Consider the following 24,447-nt stretch of genomic DNA (forward strand, 5'->3'; position numbering starts at 1 on the left):
GCTCCTCCGGCGGCGGGCGCGGCAGCGCGGGCGGGCCGAATTTCGACAATGACCTGGACGATGAAGTGCCGTTCTGAGCGCCTGTCCCGGACGGAAGAAAAGCGCCCCAGCCGAAAGGATGGGGCGCTTTTTCCTTTTGGTCGTCGGGGGGGAACGGACCTTCCCCTATTCGTCACCCCGGGCTTGACCCGGGGTCCCGCTTTCTTTCTGAGTGCCCGCTTGGAGAAGGTAGCGGGATCCCGGATCAAGCCTGTCCTGAGCTTGTCGAAGGGTCCCGGGTGACGGAAAACTGATGAGGGGTATCCGATCGGAACGCGCATCCTCGCGCCGGCGGCCCGATTTCCGGCTCGGTGGATGTTCCCTTCCACGCGAAATCGCTCTAGAGGCCTGCGGCAAGCCTGAGCGGCACCCGAACAGCAGCAGGAAGCACCTCCCATGTCAGACGTCACCATCAAGCGCGCCCTTCTTTCCGTGTCGGACAAGTCCGGCCTTATCGAGCTGGGCCAGGCGCTGGGCAGGCATGGGGTCGAACTGGTGTCGACCGGCGGCACGGCCAAGGCGCTGCGCGAGGCGGGGCTGGAGGTGAAGGACATTTCCGACCTCACCGGCTTTCCCGAAATGATGGACGGCCGCGTCAAGACTTTGCACCCCAAGGTGCATGGCGGCCTGCTCGCCGTGCGCGGCAATGCAGAGCATGTCGCCGCCATGCAGGCGCATGACATCGGCGCGATCGACCTGGTCGTCGTCAACCTCTACCCCTTCGCCGCCACGGTTGCGAAAGGGGCGGATCGCGAGGAGATCATAGAGAATATCGACATTGGCGGCCCGTCCATGGTCCGCTCCGCCGCGAAGAACCATGAAAGCGTGGCGATCGTCACCGACCCCGCCGACTATGCCCGGCTGGTCGCGGAGATGGAGGAGAAGGGCGGCGCGACCAGCTACGACTTCCGCCGCATGCTCGCGGCCAAGGCCTATGCCGCCACCGCCGCCTATGATTCGATGATCGCGAGCTGGTTCGCCTTCGCCGACCAGGGCGCGCAGTTCCCCGAAAGCCTCTCGGTCTCCAGCAGGCTGGGTTCGACCCTTCGCTATGGCGAAAACCCCCACCAGTCGGCCGCGCTCTACCTGCCGGTCGGCCCGTCCGCCAACGGCATCGCCCAGGCGCGGCAGGTCCAGGGCAAGGAACTCAGCTACAATAATTACAACGACGCCGACGCCGCGCTGGAACTGGTCAGCGAATTCCGCGACGGCCCGCCGACCGTCGTGATCGTCAAGCATGCCAATCCCTGCGGCGTCGCCACCGGCGCCACGCTGATAGAGGCCTATGAAGCCGCGCTCGCCTGCGACAGCGTTTCGGCCTTCGGCGGCATCATCGCGGTCAACCGTCCGCTCGACGGCCCGACCGCCGAAGCGATCAGCGGCATCTTCACCGAAGTCGTCGCCGCCCCGGACGCGGACGAGGATGCGAAGGCGATCTTCGCGAAGAAGAAGAACCTCCGCCTGCTGTTGACCGGCGACCTGCCCGATCCGGCGCGCCCCGGCCTCCAGATCAAGAGCATTGCCGGCGGGCTGCTGGTGCAGGGCCGCGACAATGGGCGGATCACCCGCGATCAGTTGAAGGTGGTGACGAAGCGCGCCCCTACCGAGCAGGAACTGAACGATTGCCTGTTCGCCTGGACCGTCGCCAAGCATGTCAAGTCCAACGCCATCGTCTATGCCAAGGCGGGCAGCACCGCGGGCATCGGCGCGGGGCAGATGAACCGCCTGGAATCCGCCCGCATCGCCGCGTGGAAGGCGAAGGACGCCGCTGAAAAGGCGGGCTGGGCGGAGGCGCGCACACTCGGTTCGGCGGTCGCGTCGGACGCCTTCTTCCCCTTTGCCGACGGCCTGCTGGCGGCGGTCGAGGCGGGCGCGACGGCGGTGATCCAGCCCGGCGGCTCCATCCGCGACGAGGAGGTCATCGCCGCCGCCGACGAAGCCGGCCTGGCGATGGTGTTTACCGGCATGCGCCACTTCCGCCATTAGGCAGCGTGGGTAAATTCGAAAATGTGGTGAAATGGCCAGTTGCGGACATCAGTTTCCGTCACCCCGGACTTGATCCGGGGTCCCGCTTTCTTGTCTGAGCGCCCGCCTCGTCCAAGGCAGCGGGACCCCGGGTCAAGCCCGGGGTGACGAAAGGAGGAATGACGGCTTCCCACCCAAATCACTCAGTCCGGCAAGTCTTGAATTTGTCCACGCTGCCTAGAGCGATTTCCAAGCGATCGGAACCGATCGCTGATTAGGACATCGCGGAAAACAAGGAATCCTGAGCGGCAATCTGATTCGATCGGACCGAAACCGCCGCGTGGAAAAGCGCGCGCGGCCTGCATGGGCTTCAACGCAGCGCGCTTCATGGCGATTGATGCGGATGCGAAGGGGCGGGCGATCCTTTCGCATCCGCAAAAATAACGGTTTTCAGCCACTTTTTGCCAAGTGGCCCTTTTCATATGACTTCATAAAGCCTATCTAGATGCGGACCCTTCTCCCACGTCAGGCGTTGGGCAGACCCGATAAGAGTTCGACAGGAGATACAGGATGACCAGAAAGACGTTGGTGGCGCTGACCGCCGCGATTACCCTTGCCTTGCCCGCAGCGAATGCCTTTGCCGGCATCAACGATATGGACGTGGTGGTCGACGGCCGCACCGGGATGGAAACCCGCAGCATCGCCGTGTCGATGGCTGACCTGAACCTTGCCAGCACCCATGGCGCGCGCATGGCCGATTCCCGCATCACCAAGGCCGCCAAGAAGGTCTGCGGCTGGATGAGCGGATCGATCCTGCCCGCCACGCCCGACTATCGCGCCTGCTTCGGCGAAGCGCTGGACGGCGCCCGCTCGGACCTCGACACGCTGATCCAGGCCCAGCGCCAGGGCTGATCCCGCCCGCTTGAAACGAACGCAAGGCCGGCGGCTCACCATGGCCGCCGGCCTTGCCTTTCCTTGCATTGTTACCGTCCATTAACTACTCCTTAGAAGATTTCCTTCACCTAAATCGGCAAAGGATTTCATCGGGGGGCCCTGGATGCCGCAGAACGACCACAATGTGGATGTTGCCATTATCGGCGCGGGTCCGGCCGGCCTGACCGCCGCCTATCTGCTCACCAGGAAGGGCTATTCGGTCAGCGTCATCGAAAAGGATCCCGTCTATGTCGGCGGCATCAGCCGGACGGTGGAACTAAACGGCTTTCGTTTCGACATTGGCGGCCATCGTTTCTTTTCAAAGTCGCAGGAGGTCGTCGACCTCTGGAACGAGATCCTTCCGCATGACTTCATCCAGCGCCCGCGGATGAGCCGCATCTATTATGAGGGCAAATTCTACAGCTATCCGCTGCGCGCCTTCGAAGCGCTGGGCAATCTGGGGCTGTGGCGCTCGACGCTTTGCATGGCGAGCTTCGCCAAGGCCAGGCTGTTTCCCCGGCGCGACGTCCGTTCCTTCCAGGACTGGACCGTCAACGCCTTCGGCCACAAGCTGTTCTCGATCTTCTTCAAGACCTATACGGAAAAGGTCTGGGGCATGCCCTGCGACGAGATGTCGGCGGACTGGGCGGCGCAGCGCATCAAGGGCCTGTCGCTGTGGGGGGCCGTGACCGACGGTCTCAAGCGGTCGCTGGGCCTCAACAGAAAACCCAATGACGGCATGGCGACCAAGACGCTGCTGGAGAGCTTCCGCTATCCGCGCCTCGGCCCCGGCATGATGTGGGAAGCGGCCCGCGACTTCGTGATCGCGCGGGGCAACCGCGTGCTGATGGCGCACAGCCTGGACCAGTTGTCGCAGGACCAGGCGAGCGGCGGCTGGCGCATGGTGGCGCAGGGTCCGGACGGCGAAGTCGCCATCGCCGCCCGCCATGTCATCAGTTCCGCGCCGATGCGCGAACTGGCGGGGCGCATCCGTCCCCTGCCCGCGACGCTGGGCCAGGCGATGGACCTTAAATATCGCGATTTCCTGACCGTGGCGCTGATGGTGAAGGGCGAGGACATCTTCCCCGACAACTGGATCTACATCCACGATCCCAAGGTGCAGGTCGGCCGCATCCAGAATTTCCGGAGCTGGTCGCCCGAAATGGTGCCGGACCCCGATCTGGCCTGCGTGGGCCTGGAATATTTCTGCTTCGAAGGCGACGGCCTCTGGTCGTCGAGCGACGCCGATCTGATCGAACTGGCGAAGAAGGAAATGGCCGCCCTGGGCCTGTGCGATCCCGACGATGTCGTCGGCGGCGCGGTGGTGCGGCAGGAAAAGGCCTATCCGGTCTATGACGACGGCTATGCCGACAATGTCCTGGCCATGCGCACCGAATTGCAGCGGCTCTATCCCACGCTGCACCTGGTCGGCCGCAACGGCATGCACCGCTACAACAACCAGGACCATGCGATGATGACGGCGATGCTGACCGTCCGCAATATCGAGGCGGGCGAACAACTCTACGACATATGGGCGGTCAACGAGGATGCCGAATATCATGAAGCGGGCGAGGAAGGGCAGGACGCGGCCGGCCGGCGCGCCGCGCTCGCCAGCGAAAGGCTGGTGCCCAATCGCCTGAAGGCGGCCTGACCCCCATGCCTTATTGGGTGCGGAACATGGCCGGGCCGTTCAACGCCGTCTTCGGCCGTTTCACCTTCACGCGCTATCTGCTGGCCAGCATCTGCGCGCTGTCGGCCGATTTCGCGCTGTTCATGCTGCTTCACCGGCTGGGCGCGTCGCCTGCCCTCGCGGCATTGGGCGGCTATTCGGGCGGTCTTGTCCTCCACTGGATGATCAGCACGCAGTTCGTGTTCGAGATGCGCCAGCCCCCCACCCATGGGCAGCGCATCGCCTTCATCCTGAGCGCCCTGATCGGCATGGCGATCACCATGGGGCTGGTGGGCGGGCTGAGCGGCCTGGGGCTTCCGCCCGCCGTGGCCAAGCTGGCGGCCGTGCCGGTCAGCTTCCTGTCGGTCTATGCGATCCGGAAATATGGCATCTTCGCCCGCGCCTGACGGCGGCTCCCCTTCCAGGACGGCATCCCTCGCCCGCTGGCAGATTTGCGTCGCGGCGCTGCTGCTCTGGGTCTTGTGCTGCGCCGTCATGCTCTGGCTGTTCCGCAACGGGCTGACCACGCTCGAATTCCGCGATCCCGATGACGCCATGCGGCTGCAACAGGTCCGCGACTGGCTGCACGGCCAGACCTTCCGGGATGTCAGCCAGCACCGGGTGAACCCCCCGGCGGGCGGGCCGATGCACTGGTCGCGCATCGTCGACATGCCGATCGCCGCCCTGATCCTGATGCTGCAACCGCTGTTGGGGCCTGTGCGCGCCGAACTGGCGGCCTGCGCGCTGGTGCCGCTGTTGTTGCTGGGGGGATTGACGGCCACGGTCTTCCTGGCGGCGCGGCGCGCTGCCGGCGGCCTCTTCGTCCCGATGCTGGCGGTCGTGCTGCTGCTGACCACGCCGACCATCCTGGTCCAGTTCACGCCGTTCCGGATCGACCATCACGGGTGGCAGATATGGATGGCGGCCGTGGCGCTGTGCGGCGCGCTGGATGCCCGCCGCCTGAGGGGGGGCGTCACGGCCGGCCTCGCGCTGGCGGTGTGGCTTCAGATTTCCAGCGAGGCGCTGCCCTATGCGGCCCTGTTCGCCGGCGCCTTCGCGCTGCGGACCTGGTTCGACCGGCGGGAGGCGGCGCGCATCGCCGCCTATGCCGTCACGCTGGGCGGCGGCGCGCTCCTGCTCCTGCTGCTGCTGCGCGGCCCCGGCGCGGTGCTGGCCCGATATTGCGACGGGCTTTCGGCGGCCTATATCTGGCCGCTCCTGGCCTTCGCGCTGGCGATGCCGCTGGCGCTGCGCCTGATCGGCGCGACGACCCTTCGGCGGCGCTTCATCGCGACGGCGGCGGCGGGCGTCGCGGCGGCGGGCGTGTTCCTGCTGAGCGGTGGGGCCTGTCTGTCCGGCGACCCGTTCAAGGCGCTCGGCCCGGTCGCCTATCGCCTATGGTATCTCCAGGTGAAGGAAGGCCGCCCGATCTGGGAGCAGGGCCTGTTGATGGCCGGGATCATCCTGTTGCCGGCGGTCATGGGGCTGGCCAGCACGATTGTCGCAGCCTGGCGCGCCCCGGAACGGGAGGCGCGGGACCGCTGGATCGTCATCGCCCTGCTGCTGGCCGGAGCGCTGGCGGTCGCGATCCTCGTGCTGCGCGCCATGTCGGTGGCGCATGTCCTGGCGCTGCCCGGCACGGCCTGGCTGCTGCTGGCGACGTTTCAGCATATCCAGGGCTGGAGCAGGGCGGTGGCGCGCATATTGGTGACGGCGAGCGTCGCCATATTGCTCACCCCGGCGGGCCTGTGCGGCGCCTGGATATTGATCGCGAGCGGCGCGGCGGAAAAGGAGCAGCCCGAAACCGTCAATTGCCGGACGGCGGCGCTGCTGGCCCCCCTGCGGGCGCTGCCCCGATCGACCCTGTTCGCGCCGCTCGATCTGGGGCCGGACATCCTCGTGCGGACCGGGCACAACGTGATCGGCACGGCCCATCACCGCAACGCGGCGGGCATCAACGCGGTCATAGACGGTTTCACGCAGCCGCCAGACAAGGCTTTGACGACCATCATGCGCCTGAACGGCGGCAAGGGTCCGGATTACCTGCTGACCTGCAACGATATGAACGAGATCAAGCATTATCGCGCCGATTTCCCGCAAGGGCTGGCCGCGGCATTGAAGCGCGACAAGCCGCCGCGCTGGTTGCGGCCGATCCCCAGCAAGGGGCCGCTCCGCATCTACAGGGTGATCGCTCAGCCGGCGACGAAAGCGAGCGCGACGCCGTTCATGCAGTAACGCTTGCCGGTGGGCTTCGGCCCGTCACCGAACACATGGCCCAGATGCCCGCCGCACCGCGCGCAATGCACCTCGGTCCGCGGATAGCCCAGTTCGAAATCGCGCGAGGTGCCGACGGCGCGGGGCAGCGGCGCCCAGAAGCTGGGCCAGCCCGTGCCGCTGTCGAACTTGGTCTTCGAACTGAAAAGCCGTTGCGCGCAACCGGCGCAGGCAAAGACGCCGGGGCGATGTTCCTTGTTGAGCGGACTGGTGAAGGGATGTTCGGTCGATCGCTTGCGCAGCACCTGATAGGCGAGCGGGCTGAGGCGCCGGCGCCATTCGGCATCGCTGAGCGTGAAGGGATAGGCGGCGGCCCTGCCCAGCCCGGCCTGCCAGAGGACGATCATCGTCGCGGCGCAGCCGCCCATGCCCAGGAATCGCCGCCGGTTCATGGGGCCCGCCATAGCAGGGTCAGCCTGTCGCGCTTCTGAACAACTGCTTCCACCAGCCGCCGCCCGATTTCAGCACATGGCGGCGGAACAGCAGCACGCCGATGCGGATGATGAGGCCCACCCAGAGCATCTGCCAGGCGATGGCAAGGAGATGGGGCCAGAGCGTGTCCACCTGCGCGGCGCGGGCGATCATGGCGAAGGGGGAGGAGAAGGGCAGGATCACCGCCGCGACCTCCGGCGGCGATCCCATCTTGTCGACGGCATAGGTGGCGAAGAAGAAGATCAGCATCTGCCCCATGGTCACGGGCATGTTGAGCGTCTGCACTTCCCGCACGGTCGCCGCCTGCGCGCCGATGCCCAGGAACAGGGAACCGAGCAGCGTATAGGCCATGGCGAAATAGACGACGGCCAGCATCAGGAAGAGGGGCCAGCCGATGGCGGGTTCGGGCAGGCTGACGCCCGGCGTCTTCAACGCCAGGAACACGCAGAAGGCGGTCCCGCCCCAGAAAAGGATGCCCACGAAGCTCATCGCCAGCATCGCCATCAGCTTGCCCAGGAAGATCGCGTCGACCGGCACGGCGGCAGCCAGTATCTCTATGATCTTGTTTGTCTTTTCCTCGACCAGATTGGACAGGATCATGCCCGCCAGCAGGATGGTGAGGAAGAAGACGACGATCTGCGCGATCCGGCCGATCACCAGCCTGCCCTGGGTCTGCGCGCCGACGCTGGTGGCGACCTGCTGCGCCTCGACCTGGACCATGCGCAGCGACTTTTCGGCCATGGCGGCGCTGGCGAGCAGGCTGATGTCCCCTTCCAGCCGCCGGATGTCCTGCGGCTGGCCTGTCATCACCGGTCGGGCGGGCGATCCCGACACGATGACCATGACGTCGGCATTCGCCCTGGCCAGTTGGACGCGGGGCGCGGGTGACAGCGGCACGCGGCGCAGCGCCGGCAGCGCTTGCGGCCCCATGCGTTCCGCCAGCCGGGCATGGGCGCGCTCCATCCGCGCCGCATCGGCCGGGGACATGGCGATGCCGACGACCGGGCGCAGGTCGGTGGTCGAAATCTTGTCGCCCAGCCCACCGAAGGCCATGCCGATGACGATGGGGAACAACGGGCCCAGCAGGAAGAAGATGAAGGTGCGGGACAGCACGACGGCGGTGAAATCCCGCCGGGCGATGACGAAGGCGGCGCGCATCAGTTCGCTCATGCCGCTTCCTCCCGCTGCTGGTCGTCCTGCATCTGCCGGGCGGCCGCCTCGCCCGCTATGGCGACGAAGGCGTCGTGCAGGCCGGGGCGCTCGATCGAGAGGCTTTCTATCCCGGCATTGCCGTCCAGCAGGGCGCGAAGCAGCGGCTCTATGCCCTCCTGCGGCAGGGGGAAATGCCAGGTTCCGTCCTCTGCCAGGGTTTCGGCGGGCAAGGCGCGGCGCCAGCCGCCGTCGCTGGCGCGGGTGCGCAGGCGCACCTGCGGGCGCAGCCGGTTGCGGGCGTCGTCCACCGTGCCTTCGAAGCGGACGCGGCCGCCCGCGACGATGGCGACGCGCTCGCACAGCCGTTCGGCATGGGCGATGACATGGGTAGAGAACAGCACCGTGACGCCGCGCCGGGCCTGGTCCCGGATCAGCACCTCCAGCTTGCCCTGGTTGAAGGCGTCCAGTCCGGAAAAGGGCTCGTCCAGCACGATCAGGCGCGGTTCGTGGACGATGGTGCCGAAAAGCTGGACTGTCTGGGCCATGCCCTTCGACAATTGGCGGATCGGCTTTTCGGCGGAGGCGCCCATGCCGTAGTCCGCCAGCATCGCGCGGGCGCGTTCCCGCCCGATCCTGAGCGGCAGGCCGCGCAGCGCGCCCATGAAGGCGACGGCCTCAAACGCCTTCATCGACGGGTAGAGGCCGCGTTCCTCCGGCAGATAGCCGACATTGCGCGCCTGGCGCAGCGGCGCGGGGTCGCCCAGCAGGCTGCGGTGCCCCTCATCGGGATCGATGATGCCCAGCAGCGTGCGCAGCATCGTCGTCTTGCCCGCGCCATTGGGGCCGAGAATGCCGTAGATCGACCCGGCGGGCACCGCGACGTCGATGCCGTCCACCGCCCGGAAATCGCCGAATGTCTTGACAAGACCACGGCCTTCGACGGCATAGGTCGGTTGAGAAGCCCCGATCATCGGCCTCTGATAGTCGCATCGCATGCCAACGCAAAACGAAACATTGGAACAGCGGCTTAAGGCCGAAGCGCGGCGGCTGGGCTTTGCCGCCTGCGCCATCGCGCCCGCCGACGCCGCGCCGCGTTCGGCAGAAAGGCTGCGGCAATGGCTGGATGCGGGCCATCATGGCGAGATGCTGTGGATGGAGGAACGCGCCGGGCAGCGCGGATCGCCGCAAGGGCTCTGGCCGGACGTGCGCAGCGTCGTCATGCTGGGGATGAGCTATGCGCCGGGGCGCGATCCGCTGGCGCTGGCGGACGCGCGCGACCGGGGCCGGATTTCGGTCTATGCGCAGGGGCGCGACTATCATGACGTGGTCAAGAAGGGGTTGAAGGCCCTCGCCCGCTGGCTGGTGGAGCAGCATCCCGGCGCGCTCAAGGTCTTCGTCGATACCGCCCCGGTGATGGAAAAGCCGCTGGCGCAGGCCGCGGGCCTCGGCTGGCAGGGAAAGCACAGCAACCTCGTCAGCCGGACGCATGGAAGCTGGCTGTTCCTGGGCGCGATCTACAGCGAGATCGCGCTGGTCCCCGACGCGCCGGAGGATGACCATTGCGGCAGTTGCACCGCCTGCCAGACGGCCTGCCCGACCGACGCCTTTCCCGCCCCCTATGTGGTCGATGCGCGGCGGTGCATCTCCTACCTCACCATAGAGCATAAGGGGCCGATTCCGGAGGAGTTGCGCGCCGGGATCGGCAATCGCGTCTATGGCTGCGACGATTGCCTGGCGGTGTGCCCGTGGAACAAGTTTGCGGATGCGGCGGCGGCGAACAGGGCCTTTGTCGGGCGGGCGGAACTGGCGGCGCCGGAACTGGGCGACCTGCTGGCGCTGGACGATGCGGGCTTTCGCGAGATTTTCGCAGGCTCCCCCATCAAGCGGATCGGGCGGAACCGGATGGTGCGCAATGCCGCCATCGCCGCGGGGAACAGCGGCGACAGGCGGTTGGTGGGCCGGTTGCAGGCGCTGGCTGCGGCCGACGATCCAGTGGTGGCGGAGGCGGCTCGCTGGGCGCTGGAGCGGTTGGGCTAGCACTTGCCACCCAATACACCGTGCTCCTGCCTTCGCAGGAGCACGGCATGCTTCATCCCACCATCATCACTTCGCCTGCAACGCCGCCGAGCAGCTCGCCGCGTCGACATCCGTGCCCGTGGGCGTGCGCGCATCGACATGGGTGACGAGCGGCTCCTTCCCCTGCGGCGGCAGGTAGAGATAGGCGTCCAGCACGCAGCGGCCATTGGCGAATTGCAGCTTGCGCATGGCGCTTTCGCGAATGTCGAGCCGGGGCTGGCCGAACAGGCGCATGAGCTGCTTCGCGTCCGACCCGATCAGGGGCCCTGGGCGGGTGAAGGCGCTGGCCGGAGGACCGGCGGGCGGCCGGGCGATCTGGGTCGCGGGCGGCGGCACGACGCCTCCGCAAGCGGCCAGGGTCAAGAGCGAAGCCACGACGAGCGCCGGATGGGGACGGGTCATGGCATGTTCCTTCGGGCACCGTGCAGCATGTGGACCGCCATAGCCGCGCTCCAGATCGGCGCAAGCAGGTTGAGGCCTGGCACCAGGAAGATCAGCGCCGAAGCGAGGCCCATGAGCCACCGGCCGCCGCGCGGGATCGGCGGCAGGTCGGGATGGCGCGGCTCGACCATGTCGGCCATGTCGCGGCCGAGCAGGGCGGCGTTCAGGATCAGGAACAGGCCCAGCGTGCCGATCCCCGTCACCAGCAGCAGCAGATAGGCCGGCAGGGCGAGCAGGTTCCAGCCCAAGGTCCGCAGGACGGAGCGCAGCGCGAAACCCAGGCTGCGCCCCCAGCCGACCGGCCGGGCGCGGGCGGCCGCCGCGGGATAGCTGTCCCGCTCGACGGCGACGATGATGTCGTCGGCAAAGAGGCTCATGATCGCCATGGCGGTGGCGCGGAACAGCAGCCAGCCGACGGCGATCACGGCGATGGCGGTCGCGGTCGCCTCCGCCAGCCCGCCCCAGCCCGCGCCCGTCGCCCAGCCGAAATGCAGTCGGGCGGCGTGGATGCCGGTCCACAAGGCGGCGGCGAGGAGCGCGAAGGCGAGCAGGGTCAGCAGCAGCGTCTTGACCAGCAGCCGCAGCGCGGCGCCATGGAAGATGGAGGGAAAGGCGCGAAGGGCGGCGGCAAGGACCATGGCTCAGCTATTCCCGCCTTGGCGCGCAGCGTCAATCAGCGCCGTTGCGCGCCGCGCCCCGCATCGGTAGAGACGGCGGGATTTTCCCCCTTATTCACGAAGGATTTTGCGTGACCGCTGCTGCCCCCACGCTTGATGTTGTCGCCATCGGCAACGCCATTGTCGACGTGCTCGCCCGGAGCGACGACGCTTTCCTGGCCGAACATGCGCTGACCAAGGGCGGCATGCAGTTGATCGACGCGGAAACCGCCGAAAGCCTCTATGCCGACATGGGCGCGGGCAAGGAGATCAGCGGCGGATCGGCGGCGAACACGCTGGCGGGGCTGGCCGCGCTGGGCAAGAAATGCGGTTTCATCGGGCAGGTCAATGACGACCAGCTCGGCGCCGTCTTCGCCCATGACGTGCGCGCGCTCGGCATCCGCTACGATACGCCGGCGATGCGGGGCGACGTGCCGACGGCGCGCTGCCTGATCCTGGTGACGCCCGACGCGCAGCGGACGATGAACACCTTTTTGGGCGCGTCGCAATTCCTGCCGGAGGCCGCGCTGGACCTGGACCTTATCCGTTCCGCCTCGATCCTCTATCTGGAAGGCTATCTCTGGGATCCGGAGCAGCCGCGCGCGGCGATGCGCGCCGCGATCGACGCGGCGCGGGGCGCGGGGCGGAAGGTCGCCTTCACCCTGTCGGACAATTTCGTGATCGACCGCCATCGCGCCGACTTCATCGACCTGATCGACCAGGGGCTGATCGACATCCTCTTCTCCAATGAAGGCGAAATCCAGTCGCTGGCCGGGGTGCATGATTTCGACGCCGCCGTGGCCGCCATCGCCCCGAAGGTGCCGGTGCTGGTCTCCACCCGCAGCGAGAAAGGGGCGATCGCCGTGGTAGAGGGCCTGCGGTACGAAGCGCATGCGGCCCAGGTTGCCGAAGTGATCGACACGACCGGCGCGGGCGACCTGTTCGCGGCGGGATTCCTGGCCGGTCATCTGGAGGGGCTGGAGGTCGACAAGTGCCTGAAACTGGGCGCGGCGGCGGCGGCCGAAGTGATCTCCCACTGGGGCGCGCGGCCGGAGGAGGACTTGAAGGCGATCCGGGCGAAGACGCTGGGATAAGATGAGAGGCGGGCGAAGGTCCGGCCTTTTCCTCTGCGTCAGGCCGCCTTCTGCTTCCGGAACAGCGCGCGGTCGTCCGGGCCGAAGCCCCAGCGCCAGATGACGAAGCCATAGACGCCAAGGATGGTGAACACGCCGAAGACCAGTTCCACCCATTCGAAATCGGACGGCAGCGCGACGAACGCCGCGCCGACGATGCAGGCGACGCCGGAAGCGCTGAGCAGCGGCCAGCGCCAGGCGTTGACCCTGGCGCCGAGCAGGGTGGAAAGCAGGCGCGCCTTGACCAGCGCGCTGACGCCGAGCGCGATGCTGAGCGCCAGCGCGGGCGCGGCGGCCACCGCCATGTCGCGCAGGCCCAAACGCCGCGCCGCGAAGATCAGCAGGAAGCTGAGCGCGGCCTGAAGCCCGATCATCAGCAGCGAGATCATCAGATTGCGGTGCCGGGCGATATAGACCAGCGCCGATTCGCTGACCACGGCGGTCGCCGCCACGACTTCGGCCAGCAACAGGAAGGCGAGCGCGCCCGTTCCGCCGACGAAATGGGGGCCGACCAGGCCCATCACCGCCTCGCCCGGAATGCCGAGCGCGAGCGCGATGCCCGCCTGCGCCGCGATGATCCAGAAGCCGACCTGGCTCACCTGCCGCGCTATGGCGGTGAGATTGCCCTCCGAAAGATTGCGGGTGATGACCGGGCCCAGGATCGGGTCGAAGCTGGTCTTCAATTTCTGGGGCAGGGAGGCGACCTGTTGCGCCACATAATAGATGCCGACCACGGCCGGGCTGACGAACAGGCCGAGGATCGCCATGTCCAGCCGGCGCGACCCCCATTCCACGCCGTCCGCCGCCGCCAGCGGCAGGTTGCGGCGCGCCAGCCGCCACAGCCGGCCGAAATCCGGGCGCCAGCCATAGGGAATGCCGTAATGGCGGGTCATCGGAATGATCGAGGCGACCAGCGCGGCGATCATCGAGACCACATAGGAGAGGATCAGCCCGTCGCGGGTCGAATAATAAGCGAAGCCGAAGGCGCCGATGCTGATCGCCCAGGGTTCGATGATGGACCGCGCCCGCACCGTGGCGCCGATGTCGAAGCGATAGGCGCAGGCGGCCAGCGCCACGTCGGACCCCGCGACCGCGATCACGATCAGGGCGAGCAGGCGGTCGAGGCCGTTGATGCCGCTGTTGGGGAACATGGCCTGGGGGAAAGCGACCAGGAGCGCGCTGCCGATCAGGGAGGCGATCAGCGTCACCACCATGGCGTCGGTCACGACATGGCTGTGCGGCCGCTCCGTCTGGGCGAGCGCGCCCGCCAAGCCGCGCTTCAGGCCCAGCGTCGCAAGCTGCGCGACGAACTCCACCACCAGCACCGCATAGGCGAAGCGGCCCAGCGCGTCGGCGCCATACCAGCGGCCGGCGATGAACAGGAACGGCAGGCGCGCCGCGAGGCGGAGCAGGAAACCGAACACATTGGTCCGTCCACCCTTGGCGAGCGCCGCAATATCGTCCTGCTGCGCGGGAGAGGCCCCTTCAGCCGCCAAAGAATTACGATCCCCCTGTGACATCAATGCTGTCGCGTCATTTTGTGAAGCCGGACTGTAGCAACAAATGGGGACGGGGCGATGAAATTTATTCGGCGCGCAGCGGACGGGCGAGCAGCGCGTCCATCACCTGGGCCAGCGGCGCGGCGTCCTCCAGAAGGGCGCAGACCGCCTCGACCACGGGCATTTCCACCCTGGCGGCGCGGGCGGCCTCGCGCAGCACGGGCGCGGTGAAGGCGCCTTCCGCCACGGTCCGGCGGTTGGCGAGCAGGTCGCGAGCCTCCCGCCCCTCGCCCAGCCCCTTGCCGAGGGAGAAGTTGCGGCTGTCGGTCGAGGAACAGGTGAGGACGAGGTCGCCCAGCCCGGAAAGGCCCGCCAGCGTTTCGGCGCGGGCGCCCCTGGCCAGCCCGAAGCGGGTCATTTCGGCAAAGCCCCGGCTGATCAGCGAAGCGCGGGCATTGAGGCCCAGGCCTGCGCCCTCCGCGACGCCGCAGGCGATGGCGAGGACATTCTTGACCGCGCCGCCGATCTCCGCGCCGACGACATCGTCGGACAGATAGGGGCGGAAGGCAGGCCGCGCGATCCGGGCGGCGATCTTCGCGGCGAGGTCCGCGTCGGCGCAGGCGAGCGTGATCGCGGTGGGCAGGCCCCTCGCCACCTCATGCGCGAAGGTGGGGCCGGAGAGGACGGCGATGGGCGAGCCTGGCTGCGCCTCTGCCGCCACTTCGGACATCAGCAGGCCGGTGCCCGCCTCGATCCCCTTGGAACAGAGGATGAGCGGCGTGCCCGCGGGCGCCTGCGCCGCGACGGCGCGCAGATGCTGGGCGGGGCTGACGATCAGCAGCAGGTCGCGGTCGGCCATGGCGGCCATGTCGCCGGTCGCCTCGATCGAGGCGCTGAGCGGGATGTTGGGCAGATAGAGCGGGTTCTGCCGGTCGCCGTTGACCGCCGCCGCCACTTCGGGCTCCAGCGCCCACAGCCGGACATGCTGGCCGTCCGCCGCCAGCGTCTGGGCAAGCGCGGTGCCCCAGGCGCCCGCTCCGATGACGCCTGCTTTCAGGGAAGGGGCTTTCATGCTTTCACTCCTGCTCCGCGCGCCTTTTCCGCGCTGGGGTCGAGCGGCCAGCGCGGGCGCGCCGGGACGGTGAGGTCGTCGATCAGGCCGGCCGCATGGCGTTCCGCCCCTGCCCAGGCGATCATCGCCGCATTGTCCGTGCACAGCCAGAGCGGCGGCGCGACGAAGGGCAGGTCGTGCTTCGCGGCGAGCGCCTCCAGCGCGGCGCGGATCGACTGGTTGGCGGCGACGCCTCCTGCGACGACGAGGGCGGTGATGTCCTGAACACCCGCCAGTTGCCGCTCGGTGCGGTCGATCAGGCAGTCGATGACGGCCTGCTGGAAGCTGGCGGCGATGTCCTGGGTCGAATATCGGCCGGACTGGGCGGCGCGCATGACCGCGCTTTTCAGGCCCGCGAAGGAGAAATGGGGTTCCGCCGTGCCGACCAGCGGGCGCGGCAGCGGGACGGCCTTCGGATCGCCCTCGGCCGCCGCCTTCTCGACCGCCGGTCCGCCGGGATAGCCCAGGCCGAGCAGCTTCGCCGTCTTGTCGAAGGCCTCGCCGCTGGCGTCGTCGATGGTGGTGGCCAGGCGCGCATAGTCGCCCGGCCCCCGCACATGCAGCAACTGGCAATGCCCCCCCGACACCAGCAGCAGCAGATAGGGGAATTGCAGCGTCGGATCGGCCAGGCGCGGCGAGAGGGCATGGCCTTCGAGGTGGTTGACCGCGATCAGCGGCTTGTTCGCGGCATGGGCAAGCGCCTTGCCGGTGACGAGGCCCACCATCACTCCGCCGATCAGGCCGGGACCGGCGGTGGCGGCGATCACGTCCACATCATCGAGCGTGAGGTCGGCGTCCTTGAGCGCCGCCTCTATCAGGGGCGCAAGCGCCTCGACATGGGCGCGGGCGGCGATTTCCGGGACGACGCCGCCATAGGGGCGATGCGCCTCCTCCTGCGTGGCGAGGCGGTGGGCGAGGATCCTGCCCTCCGCCGTCACCAGCGCCGCCGCGGTTTCGTCGCAGCTTGATTCCAGGCCGAGGATGATCGTCATTGCCGCTTCCATCTAATGCCCGCGACCATTAGAGCAAGCGGGATCATGCAAAAGCCTTCCCGACCGCTCCGCCTTGGTACCCGTGGCTCCCCGCTCGCGCTGGCGCAGGCGCACATGACGGTGGCTGCGCTGCGGGCGCGCCATGGCTGGGATGAAGGCGCGGTCGAGATCGTCGTGGTGCAGACCAGCGGCGACCGGATTCAGGACAGGGCGCTCGCGGACATCGGCGGCAAGGCGCTCTGGACCAAGGAGCTGGACCGTGCGCTGGCCAGCGGCGAGATCGATTTCGCCGTGCATTCGATGAAGGATGTGGAGACGATCCGCCCCGCCGAAATTCGCATCGCCGCCATGCTGCCCCGCGCCGATGTGCGCGACCGGCTGGTCGGCGCGGACGGTTTCGCGGCGCTGCCCGAAAGGCCGGTGGTGGGCACCAGCTCGCCGCGCCGGGCGGCGCAGGTCAGGCGGCTTCGGCCCGACGCGCAGGTCGTCCTGTTCCGCGGCAATGTCGCGACGCGGCTCGCCAGGCTGGACAGGGGAGAGGCGCATGCGACCCTGCTGGCGGCGGCCGGGCTGGACCGGCTGGGCCAGGGCGATGTCGGCGTCGCCATCCCCGTGGACGTCATGCTTCCCGCGCCGTCCCAGGGGGCCGTGGGCATCGAGACGCTGAGCGGCGATGAAGCGATGCTGGACCTGCTGGCGGCGATCAGCGACGCCGACACCTTCGATTGCGTGATGGCGGAGCGGGCGGTGCTGGCGGGGCTGGGCGGAACCTGCCATTCGCCCATCGCGGCGTTCGCCCGGCTGGAGGATGGGCAGGTCCGCCTGCGGGCCGAGATCATCAGCCCCGACGGGCAGGAGACGGTCGGCGAAACGGCGCGGATCGAACGGGGCGATGCCGCCGCCGCCGAAGCGATGGGGCGTGGCCTGCTGGACCGAGCCAGCCCGGCGTTGCGGCTTCTGTTCGAAGCGTGAGGCCCGTCGTCATCCTGCGGCCCGAACCGGGGGCGGGCAAGACGGCGGCGCGGGCGGCGGAACGGGGGCTGGAAGCGCGGGTCTTTCCGCTGTTCGCGCCTCGGGCGCTGGAGTGGCACGCGCCCGCCCCGGAAAGGTTCGACGCCCTGTTGCTGACCAGCGCCAATGCCGCCCGGCTGGCGGGCGAAGGGCTGGCCCGCTATCGAAAGCTGCCCGCCTATGCGGTCGGACGGGCGACGGCGAAGGCGCTGGAGGAAGCCGGATTCGCGGATGTCGTCGTCGGAGATGGCGACGGCACCGCCGTTGCGCGGCGGATCGCGGCGGACGGGCATGGCCATGTGCTGCACCTGGCGGGGCGGACGGTGGCGCCGATCGACGCGGGCGCGCTGCGGATCGATCGGATCGCCGTCTATGAAATGCTGCGGACCGGCGAGGAGGGATGGGCGGAGCGGCTGGAGGCCGGCAGCGTCCTTCTGGTCCACTCCCCGCGCGCCGGCGAATTGCTGGCGCGCCATGTGGGCCCGGAACGGCGGAGTTCGTTCCACCTGATCGCGATCAGCCCCGCCGCTCTGGCCGCCTGCGGCGCCGGATGGGCCAGCGCCCAGGCGCCCGACAAGCCCGATGATGAGAGGATGCTGGCCCTTGCCGTCCGATTATGCGAATGATTCGCCTCATATGGAAGAAAAGCCCTTGATGAGCGATATGGACGCCCCGGCGAGCGGCGCGACGGCGCCCCTCCCGGCGCGGCGCGGACCCTGGCTGCTGGCCCTGCTGGTCTTGCTCGCCTTTGCGGTCGGGGTCGTGCTGACCGTCCTCGCCTTGCCGCGCATCCAGCGGTGGAATGCGCCGCAACGGCCATCGGTGCTGAGCGATCCGCTGCTGAACGCCGTCGCGCCGGGCGTGCCGATGCGTCCGCTTTCCGCCGATGCCGGGCAGATGCTGGACGCGCGGGTCGTGCAACTGGAGGAACGGCTGAACCGCATCACGGTGGAGGCGCAAGCGGCGTCGGGCAATGCGGCGCGGGCGGAAGGCCTGCTGGTCGCCTTCGCGGCGCGGCGGGCGCTCGATAGCGGGGCGCCGCTCGGCTATATAGAGGGCCAGTTGCGCCTGCGTTTCGGCCAGGCGCAGCCGCGCGCGGTGGCGACGATCATCAACGCCGCGCGGGAGCCGGTGACGCTGCCCGACCTGCGCGCCGGGCTGACGGCGCTCGCCGACCAGGTCACCGTTCCCCCCGCCAATGCAAGCTGGTGGGAAGCGCTGGAGCATGAGGCGCGGGAGATCATCACCATCCACCGGGCGTCCACCCCCTCTCCCCGGCCGCAGGCGGCGCTGGACCGGGCGCTGCGCTATCTGGACGGATCGCGGGTCGGCGCGGCGCTTGCGGAGGTGGAGCAGATGCCGGGGCGCGCCGCCGCCGACCGCTGGATGCAATATGCGCGGCGCTACATGGAGGCGCGGCGGGCGCTGGACCTGATCGAGACGGCTGCGATATTGGAGCCGCGCCAGTTGCGGGCGGCCGATGGCGCTGCGGTCGCGCAGACCTCTCCGCTGGCGCCCTGATCCTGCCCCCCGGCCATTGTCACAAACGGCGAACCGTTCATGCCCGCGGATAAATCTCCATGGACTTGGGAGCCTGCGTCATGAGAATGTCATTTTTCCCGTGGGAAGAAGGAAAGACATTTTCGTGCCCCCCTATGCCGACGCCATCGCCAGTTTCTGGAAGGCCCGTTTGGCCAGCGGCCCCCGCGCAGCCGAGCGGCCGTCGCTCCAGCACCTGTTGGGCAATGCGTCCTTGCCCTTCGATCTGGCGCGGACGCGGGCGCGGGCGCCTCAACTGGCGCAGGCGATCCGCGGCGATGGGCGGCGGATACTGCTGATTCCCGGCCTGCTGGCAAGCGAGCATCGGATGGAGCCTCTGCGCGCCGTGCTCAATGCGGCGGGATATGAGGCGCATGGCTGGGGCATGGGCCGGAATTTCGGACCCAGGCCCGACAGCCTGGAGCAGATCGACCGCCGGGTAGACGCCATAAGGCGGGAGACCGGAGCGCCCGTGACCCTGGTGGGATGGAGCCTGGGCGGGCTGTTCGCGCGCGAATATGCCAAATTCGCCACGCGCAAGGTCGGCGGCGTGGTGACGATGGGCACGCCCTTTTCCGGCGATCCGCGCGCCAACCATGCCTGGCGGCTCTACCAGCTCGTTTCCGGATTTCCCGTCGACCGGCCGCCTTTCACCTGCCGGCGCGAGGAAAAGCCGCCGGTGCCGACGGTCGCGCTCTGGTCGCGACGGGACGGCGTGATCCTGCCCCGCTGCGCCAAGGGACGCGCCGGGGAGCGCGACCGGGCTATCGAGGTCGACTGCACGCATATGGGCTTCGCCGCAGCACCGGAGGGTATTTTGGCGGTGGGCGAGGCGCTGGAGGCCATGCGGGGCTGAGGTGCTGGGTCTGTGGACCTATCCTATTCCTCCCCATCGGAGATGGGGAGGCGGCAGCGCTAAGCGCTGACGGAGAGGAACGGGGCACGACCGCCAAAATTCCCCTCCACCGCTTTCAGCGGCGGTCCCCACGCTTCGCGTAGGGAGGATTCGCCTATGAGGATTTCAGCCGGCTCAGCGCTTCGTCCCTGCCGATCAATGGCAGCATCTGACCCATGTCGGGGCCGTGATCCATGCCTGTCAGAGCGCGGCGCAGGGGCAGGAACAGCGCCTTGCCCTTGCGGCCTGTCTCCGCTTTCAACGCTTCGGTGAGGGTGCGCCAGACGGCGCCGTCAAAGGCCGTTTCCGTCAGAATGTCGTGCGCCAGAGCCAGGAAGTCGCGGTCTTCCTCCGCCGGAACTGGCGCATCGATCGGGCCGGTGACGATCCGCCACCAGTCGGCCGCGTCACTCACGGTTTCCAGATTGGGGCGGATGGCGTCCCACGCCGCCTCGTCCATGCCATCGGGCAGGCGATCCGCGACGGCGGCATAGGGCAGCAGGTGGACGATCTTCTGGTTGAGGGTCGCCAGTTCCGCCTCGTCGAAGCGGGCCGGGGCGCGGCCGAAATGGGCGAAGTCGAAGCTGTCGATCAGCGGCTGCATGTCCGCGAACGGCTCGACCGGCATCGAACTGCCGAGGCGCGCAAGCAAGGAGGCGATGGCGGCAGGCTCCAGCCCGATCTCGCGAAAATGGGCGACGCCCAGCGAGCCGAGACGCTTGGAAAGCTTGCCTTCGCTGCCCGTCAGCAGCGCCTCATGGGCGAAGGCGGGCAGGCTCGCCCCCAGCGCCGCGAACATCTGGATCTGGGTGGCGGTGTTGGACACATGGTCTTCGCCGCGCAGCACATGGGTCACGCCCATGGCGATATCGTCGATCACCGAGGGGAGCATGTAGAGCCAACTTCCGTCGGCGCGGCGGATCACCGGGTCGGACAGCAGCTTCGGATCGAAGCGCTGCTCGCCGCGGATGAGGTCGGTCCAGGCGATGGGCCGGTCATGATCGAGCTTGAAACGCCAATGGGGCCGGCGGCCTTCGGCTTCATAGGCGGCGATCCGGTCAGGGGTCAGGGACAAGGCGGCGCGGTCGTAGACCGGGGGCAGGCCCCGGCCCAGCAATATCTTGCGGCGCAGGTCCAGTTCCTGCGCCGTTTCATAGGCGGGGTAGACATGGCCTGAGGCCTTGAGCGCCTCGAATCTTTCCTCATACAGGGCGAAGCGGTCGGATTGCCTCTCCTCCCCGTCCCAGTGCAGGCCCAGCCAGCGGAGGTCGGCCTTGATGGCTTGCGCATATTCCGGGCGCGAGCGTTCGAGGTCGGTGTCGTCCAGGCGCAGCAGGAACCGGCCGCCGCTTTTGCGCGCCCACAGCCAGTTGTGAAGCGCGGCGCGGATATTGCCGACATGCAGGTTGCCGGTGGGCGAGGGGGCGAAGCGGGTGATGACGGTCATATCATATGCAACCCGTTCGTGCTGAGTAGGGGGCTGAGCTTGTCGAAGACCCGTATCGAAGCATCCTCCGATACGCCATTTCGACTTCGCTCAATGGCTACTCAGGACGAACGGCCTTTTTCATGGCTAGAGCGTGCGAAAGGCGTTGGTGATCGGATAGCGCCGGTCGCGGCCGAAATTGCGCATGCCGAGCTTCACGCCGGGGGGCGACTGGCGACGCTTATATTCGGCGACGTAGAGCAGGCGCTCGATGCGGGCGACGGTATCCTTGTCGAAGCCGCGGGCGACCAGTTGCTCGACCGACAATTCCTCCTCCACCAGGCCGTAGAGGATCGGGTCCAGCACCTCATAGGGGGGCAGGCTGTCCTCGTCCTTCTGATTGTCGCGCAGTTCGGCGCTGGGCGGCTTGGTGATGACGCGGTCGGGCATGACCGGCCCCCTGGGACCGAAGGCCTCGCCCAGCGACGGCATATTTTCGTTCCGCCAGCGGCAGAGGTCGAACACCGTGGTCTTGTAGGCGTCCTTCAGCACCGAATAGCCGCCCGCCATGTCGCCATAGATTGTGGCGTAGCCGACCGACATCTCGCTCTTGTTGCCGGTGGTCAGCAGCATATGGCCATATTTGTTGGACAGGGCCATCAGCGTCACGCCCCGGATGCGGGACTGGATATTCTCTTCGGTCAGGTCGCGCTGGCGGCCGGTGAAGACGTCCGCCAGCATGGCGTCGAAGGCTTCCACCGCCGGTTCGATCGGGATGCTGTCGTAACGGACGCCCAGCAGCCGGGCGCATTCGACCGCGTCGTCCAGGCTTTCCCGGCTGGTGAAGCGGGACGGCATCATCACGCACCACACCCGGTCGGCGCCCAGCGCATCTACGGCGACGGCGGCGGACAGGGCGGAATCGATGCCGCCCGACAGGCCCAGCACCACGCCGGGAAAGCGGTTCTTGTTCACATAGTCGCGCAGGCCCAGGACCATGGCGTTGTAGATGTCGGCCGGGCGCTCATCCAGGACATGGCGCTCGCCGGGCAGGCAGACCCACTGGCCCTCCCATTTCTCCCAGTGGGTGAGGACCAGCGCCTCTTCCCAGTCGGGAAGCTGCCGGGCGATGCTGAGGTCGCCGTTCATCACGAAGGATGCGCCGTCGAACACCAGCTCGTCCTGCCCGCCGACGCGGTTCAGATAGACGAGCGGCAGGCCGGTTTCGCGGACGCGGGTTCCGGCGACGGCGTTGATGCGGCGGTCGTCCTTGTCCACCTCGAACGGGGAGCCGTTGGGGCTGATCAGGATTTCCGCGCCCTCCGCCCGCAGATGGGCGGTGACGAAGGGGAACCAGATATCCTCGCAGATCGGCACGCCGATCTTCACGCCCCGGAAATCGATGGGCGCGGGCAGCGGGCCGGGCGCGAACAGCCGCTTTTCATCGAAGGTGCCGTAATTGGGCAGCTCGCGCTTCTGGCGGATGGCGGTGACCGCGCCGTCCTCCAGCAGGGCGACGACGTTGAACAGCACGCCCTGCGACGCGACGACGGTGCCGACCAGCATGGCCGGGCCGCCGTCCGCCGTCGCCTGGGCCAGCCGGTCCAGTTCATGGTTGGCGCGGTCGACCAGGGCGGGCTTCAGCACCAGATCCTCTGGCGGATAGCCGATCAGTTGCAGTTCGGGATAGACGATGAGGTCCGCGTCCATTGCCCGCGCGCGCCATTCCAGCATTGCGTCGGCATTGGCGGCAAGGTCGCCTACCGACTGCGTCATCTGGGCGAGGGCTATCACGAGTTTGTCGGTCATGGTCCGCGCCCCTAGAGCATTTTGCGGCAGCGCGCAAAAGCGCCTTTTCAGGAAGGGCCTCCGCCGCTAAAGGGGCCGCGTTCCGACAGCGTCATCAATATGTCACGCCATTTACTTTTAGGGGTTTGGCCATGAAGCTCATGACCGGCAATTCCAACAAGCCGCTCGCGGCCGCCATCGCCGACTATATCGAGATTCCCCTGACCGACGCGAGCGTCCGCCGCTTCGCCGACGAAGAGGTTTTCGTGGAAATTCACGAAAATGTCCGCGGCGAGGACGTGTTCGTGATCCAGTCGACCAGCTATCCGACGAACGACAATCTGATGGAATTGCTGATCATGATCGATGCGCTGAAACGCGCCTCGGCCAAGCGAATCACGGCGGTCGTCCCCTATTTCGGCTATGCCCGGCAGGACCGGAAGCCCGGCCCCCGCACGCCGATCTCGGCCAAGCTGGTCGCCAACCTGATCACCACGGCGGGCGCCAACCGCGTGCTGTCGGTGGACCTCCACGCCGGGCAGATTCAGGGCTTCTTCGACATTCCGACCGACAATCTGTTCGGCGCGCCGGTGATGTCGGCCGACATCCAGGCCCGCTTCGGCGACCGCAACCTGATGGTCGTATCGCCCGACGTAGGCGGCGTGGTGCGCGCCCGCGCCCTTGCCAAGCGGCTGGACAACGCCCCGCTCGCCATCGTCGACAAGCGGCGGGAGCGCGCCGGCGAATCGGAAGTCATGAACATCATCGGCGACGTGAAGGGCCGCTTCTGCGTGCTGATCGACGACATTGTCGATTCGGCGGGCACGCTCTGCAACGCCGCGGGCGCGCTCAAGGCGGCCGGGGCCGAGGAAGTGGTCGCCTATGTCAGCCATGGCGTGCTGTCGGGCGGCGCGGTGGCGCGGGTCGAGGCGTCGGAACTCAAGGAACTGGTCATCACCGATTCGATCCAGGGCACCGACGCGGTGTGCGGCGCGAGCAGCATCCGTCACCTGCCGATCGCACCCCTGCTGGGCGAGGCGATCAAGCGCATCGCGGACGAAAGCTCGGTCTCCAGCCTGTTCGACTGAGATCGCCTTGAGGGACATGAAAAACGCTGCCGGCGTGATCGTCGGCAGCGTTTTCATGCCCGTTCGACAAAGTTGCGCGGCGCGACTTTGCTCAATTGCGCGGAAACAGCAGCAGCGGCAGGCTGCATAGCAGCGCCATGGCCAGGAAGATGCGCTGGCTGAGCGATATGCCCAGCGGCTTGTCGCGCCACAGCCAGGGGCAGGTCAGCAGGGCCAGCATGAACAGGATGTTCGCCAATGCGGGCGAGCCGTCGGACGGCATATCCTGCCACAGCGCCAGCCCCCCGAACAGGGCCATGAAACTCGCAATCCAGCCGATCAGCGCCAC

The 24,447-nt window shown here is 67.9% G+C and carries 23 protein-coding genes and 1 pseudogene; 13 read left to right on the forward strand and 11 right to left on the reverse strand.

Annotated elements, in window-relative coordinates; translation table 11 throughout:
• From L286_RS49695 to L286_RS34615, 6 genes and pseudogenes are all read left to right on the forward strand, one after another.
• Window positions 1-77, forward strand: a pseudogene (locus L286_RS49695) (single-stranded DNA-binding protein); the annotation flags it as partial.
• 358 nt (window positions 78-435) lie between these two features.
• Window positions 436-2,025 (forward strand): bifunctional phosphoribosylaminoimidazolecarboxamide formyltransferase/IMP cyclohydrolase, encoded by a 1,590-nt coding sequence (gene purH, locus L286_RS34595; protein ID WP_020818712.1) that lies wholly within the window; start codon window positions 436-438, stop codon window positions 2,023-2,025.
• Between the two features lie 549 nt (window positions 2,026-2,574).
• The gene (locus L286_RS34600; RefSeq protein WP_020818711.1) at window positions 2,575-2,916 is read left to right on the forward strand and encodes a UrcA family protein; all 342 of its coding nucleotides are present in this window, start codon (window positions 2,575-2,577) and stop codon (window positions 2,914-2,916) included.
• Between the two features lie 145 nt (window positions 2,917-3,061).
• Window positions 3,062-4,588 carry an NAD(P)/FAD-dependent oxidoreductase gene (locus tag L286_RS34605; protein WP_007686979.1) on the forward strand — a complete coding sequence of 509 codons (1,527 nt, stop codon included), beginning with the start codon at window positions 3,062-3,064 and terminating at the stop codon, window positions 4,586-4,588.
• Between the two features lie 5 nt (window positions 4,589-4,593).
• Window positions 4,594-5,013, forward strand: coding sequence for a GtrA family protein (locus L286_RS34610; RefSeq protein ID WP_020818710.1), 420 nt, complete (start codon window positions 4,594-4,596; stop codon window positions 5,011-5,013).
• Entirely contained in the window at window positions 4,991-6,841 is a 1,851-nt protein-coding gene (locus L286_RS34615; protein ID WP_020818709.1) for a hypothetical protein, read from the forward strand. Before L286_RS34610 ends, L286_RS34615 begins: the two co-directional genes overlap by 23 nt.
• On the opposite strand, the gene msrB is transcribed toward L286_RS34615, so the two are convergent.
• From msrB to L286_RS34630, 3 genes are read right to left on the reverse strand one after another with little or no spacing between them, the layout of a single operon-like run.
• Window positions 6,799-7,272, reverse strand: a complete 474-nt coding sequence (gene msrB, locus L286_RS34620) for a peptide-methionine (R)-S-oxide reductase MsrB (protein ID WP_037444867.1) — start codon at window positions 7,270-7,272, stop codon at window positions 6,799-6,801. The genes L286_RS34615 and msrB overlap by 43 nt on opposite strands.
• A gap of 19 nt (window positions 7,273-7,291) precedes the next feature.
• The gene (locus L286_RS34625; protein ID WP_007686971.1) at window positions 7,292-8,482 is read right to left on the reverse strand and encodes an ABC transporter permease; all 1,191 of its coding nucleotides are present in this window, start codon (window positions 8,480-8,482) and stop codon (window positions 7,292-7,294) included.
• The gene (locus L286_RS34630; RefSeq protein ID WP_007686970.1) at window positions 8,479-9,435 is read right to left on the reverse strand and encodes an ABC transporter ATP-binding protein; all 957 of its coding nucleotides are present in this window, start codon (window positions 9,433-9,435) and stop codon (window positions 8,479-8,481) included. Before L286_RS34630 ends, L286_RS34625 begins: the two co-directional genes overlap by 4 nt.
• A gap of 43 nt (window positions 9,436-9,478) precedes the next feature.
• Between L286_RS34630 and queG the strand changes: the two genes are divergently transcribed.
• A complete protein-coding gene (queG, locus tag L286_RS34635) occupies window positions 9,479-10,501 on the forward strand; it encodes a tRNA epoxyqueuosine(34) reductase QueG (RefSeq protein ID WP_020818707.1) in 1,023 nt (340 codons plus the stop codon).
• 66 nt (window positions 10,502-10,567) lie between these two features.
• On the opposite strand, the gene L286_RS34640 is transcribed toward queG, so the two are convergent.
• Both L286_RS34640 and L286_RS34645 read right to left on the reverse strand, forming a co-directional pair.
• Complete coding sequence (locus tag L286_RS34640; RefSeq protein WP_020818706.1) at window positions 10,568-10,942, reverse strand: hypothetical protein; 375 nt, start codon at window positions 10,940-10,942, stop codon at window positions 10,568-10,570.
• Window positions 10,939-11,619, reverse strand: coding sequence for an EI24 domain-containing protein (locus L286_RS34645; protein WP_020818705.1), 681 nt, complete (start codon window positions 11,617-11,619; stop codon window positions 10,939-10,941). Before L286_RS34645 ends, L286_RS34640 begins: the two co-directional genes overlap by 4 nt.
• Before the next feature lie 110 nt (window positions 11,620-11,729).
• Here L286_RS34645 and L286_RS34650 point away from each other — a divergent pair, with 110 nt between their 5' ends.
• Window positions 11,730-12,731, forward strand: coding sequence for an adenosine kinase (locus L286_RS34650; protein WP_020818704.1), 1,002 nt, complete (start codon window positions 11,730-11,732; stop codon window positions 12,729-12,731).
• A gap of 38 nt (window positions 12,732-12,769) precedes the next feature.
• Here the strand turns inward: L286_RS34650 and L286_RS34655 are convergent, their stop codons facing one another.
• The 3 genes from L286_RS34655 to tsaD all read right to left on the reverse strand — a co-directional run bounded on the left by L286_RS34655 (window position 12,770) and on the right by tsaD (window position 16,372).
• On the reverse strand, window positions 12,770-14,290 hold the full coding sequence (locus L286_RS34655) for a lipopolysaccharide biosynthesis protein (RefSeq protein WP_380775511.1): 1,521 nt from the start codon (window positions 14,288-14,290) through the stop codon (window positions 12,770-12,772).
• A 64-nt stretch (window positions 14,291-14,354) separates the two neighbouring features.
• Window positions 14,355-15,326: an NAD(P)H-dependent glycerol-3-phosphate dehydrogenase gene (locus L286_RS34660; RefSeq protein WP_025160456.1), complete on the reverse strand. Its 972-nt coding sequence runs from the start codon at window positions 15,324-15,326 to the stop codon at window positions 14,355-14,357.
• An 11-nt stretch (window positions 15,327-15,337) separates the two neighbouring features.
• Window positions 15,338-16,372, reverse strand: coding sequence for a tRNA (adenosine(37)-N6)-threonylcarbamoyltransferase complex transferase subunit TsaD (tsaD, locus tag L286_RS34665; RefSeq protein WP_025160457.1), 1,035 nt, complete (start codon window positions 16,370-16,372; stop codon window positions 15,338-15,340).
• A gap of 45 nt (window positions 16,373-16,417) precedes the next feature.
• Here tsaD and hemC point away from each other — a divergent pair, with 45 nt between their 5' ends.
• The 4 genes from hemC (at window position 16,418) to L286_RS34685 (ending at window position 19,778) form a co-directional block, all read left to right on the forward strand.
• Window positions 16,418-17,344: a hydroxymethylbilane synthase gene (gene hemC, locus L286_RS34670; RefSeq protein WP_021223358.1), complete on the forward strand. Its 927-nt coding sequence runs from the start codon at window positions 16,418-16,420 to the stop codon at window positions 17,342-17,344.
• A complete protein-coding gene (locus L286_RS34675; protein WP_007686951.1) occupies window positions 17,341-18,009 on the forward strand; it encodes a uroporphyrinogen-III synthase in 669 nt (222 codons plus the stop codon). The genes hemC and L286_RS34675 overlap by 4 nt, the downstream gene beginning before the upstream one ends.
• A 10-nt stretch (window positions 18,010-18,019) precedes the next feature.
• Entirely contained in the window at window positions 18,020-18,904 is an 885-nt protein-coding gene (locus L286_RS34680; RefSeq protein WP_007686949.1) for a hypothetical protein, read from the forward strand.
• 124 nt (window positions 18,905-19,028) lie between these two features.
• Window positions 19,029-19,778, forward strand: a complete 750-nt coding sequence (locus tag L286_RS34685) for an esterase/lipase family protein (RefSeq protein WP_007686947.1) — start codon at window positions 19,029-19,031, stop codon at window positions 19,776-19,778.
• A gap of 154 nt (window positions 19,779-19,932) precedes the next feature.
• On the opposite strand, the gene gltX is transcribed toward L286_RS34685, so the two are convergent.
• Both gltX and L286_RS34695 read right to left on the reverse strand, forming a co-directional pair.
• Window positions 19,933-21,264: a glutamate--tRNA ligase gene (gltX, locus tag L286_RS34690; RefSeq protein ID WP_020818700.1), complete on the reverse strand. Its 1,332-nt coding sequence runs from the start codon at window positions 21,262-21,264 to the stop codon at window positions 19,933-19,935.
• A gap of 126 nt (window positions 21,265-21,390) precedes the next feature.
• Window positions 21,391-23,052 (reverse strand): NAD+ synthase, encoded by a 1,662-nt coding sequence (locus L286_RS34695; RefSeq protein WP_020818699.1) that lies wholly within the window; start codon window positions 23,050-23,052, stop codon window positions 21,391-21,393.
• 131 nt (window positions 23,053-23,183) lie between these two features.
• Here L286_RS34695 and L286_RS34700 point away from each other — a divergent pair, with 131 nt between their 5' ends.
• Complete coding sequence (locus L286_RS34700; protein ID WP_013038943.1) at window positions 23,184-24,119, forward strand: ribose-phosphate pyrophosphokinase; 936 nt, start codon at window positions 23,184-23,186, stop codon at window positions 24,117-24,119.
• A gap of 91 nt (window positions 24,120-24,210) precedes the next feature.
• On the opposite strand, the gene L286_RS34705 is transcribed toward L286_RS34700, so the two are convergent.
• Window positions 24,211-24,447, reverse strand: a complete 237-nt coding sequence (locus tag L286_RS34705) for a hypothetical protein (RefSeq protein WP_007686938.1) — start codon at window positions 24,445-24,447, stop codon at window positions 24,211-24,213.

The sequence above is a fragment of the Sphingobium sp. HDIP04 genome, from assembly GCF_000445085.1.
In the GTDB taxonomy this organism is placed as follows: domain Bacteria; phylum Pseudomonadota; class Alphaproteobacteria; order Sphingomonadales; family Sphingomonadaceae; genus Sphingobium; species Sphingobium indicum.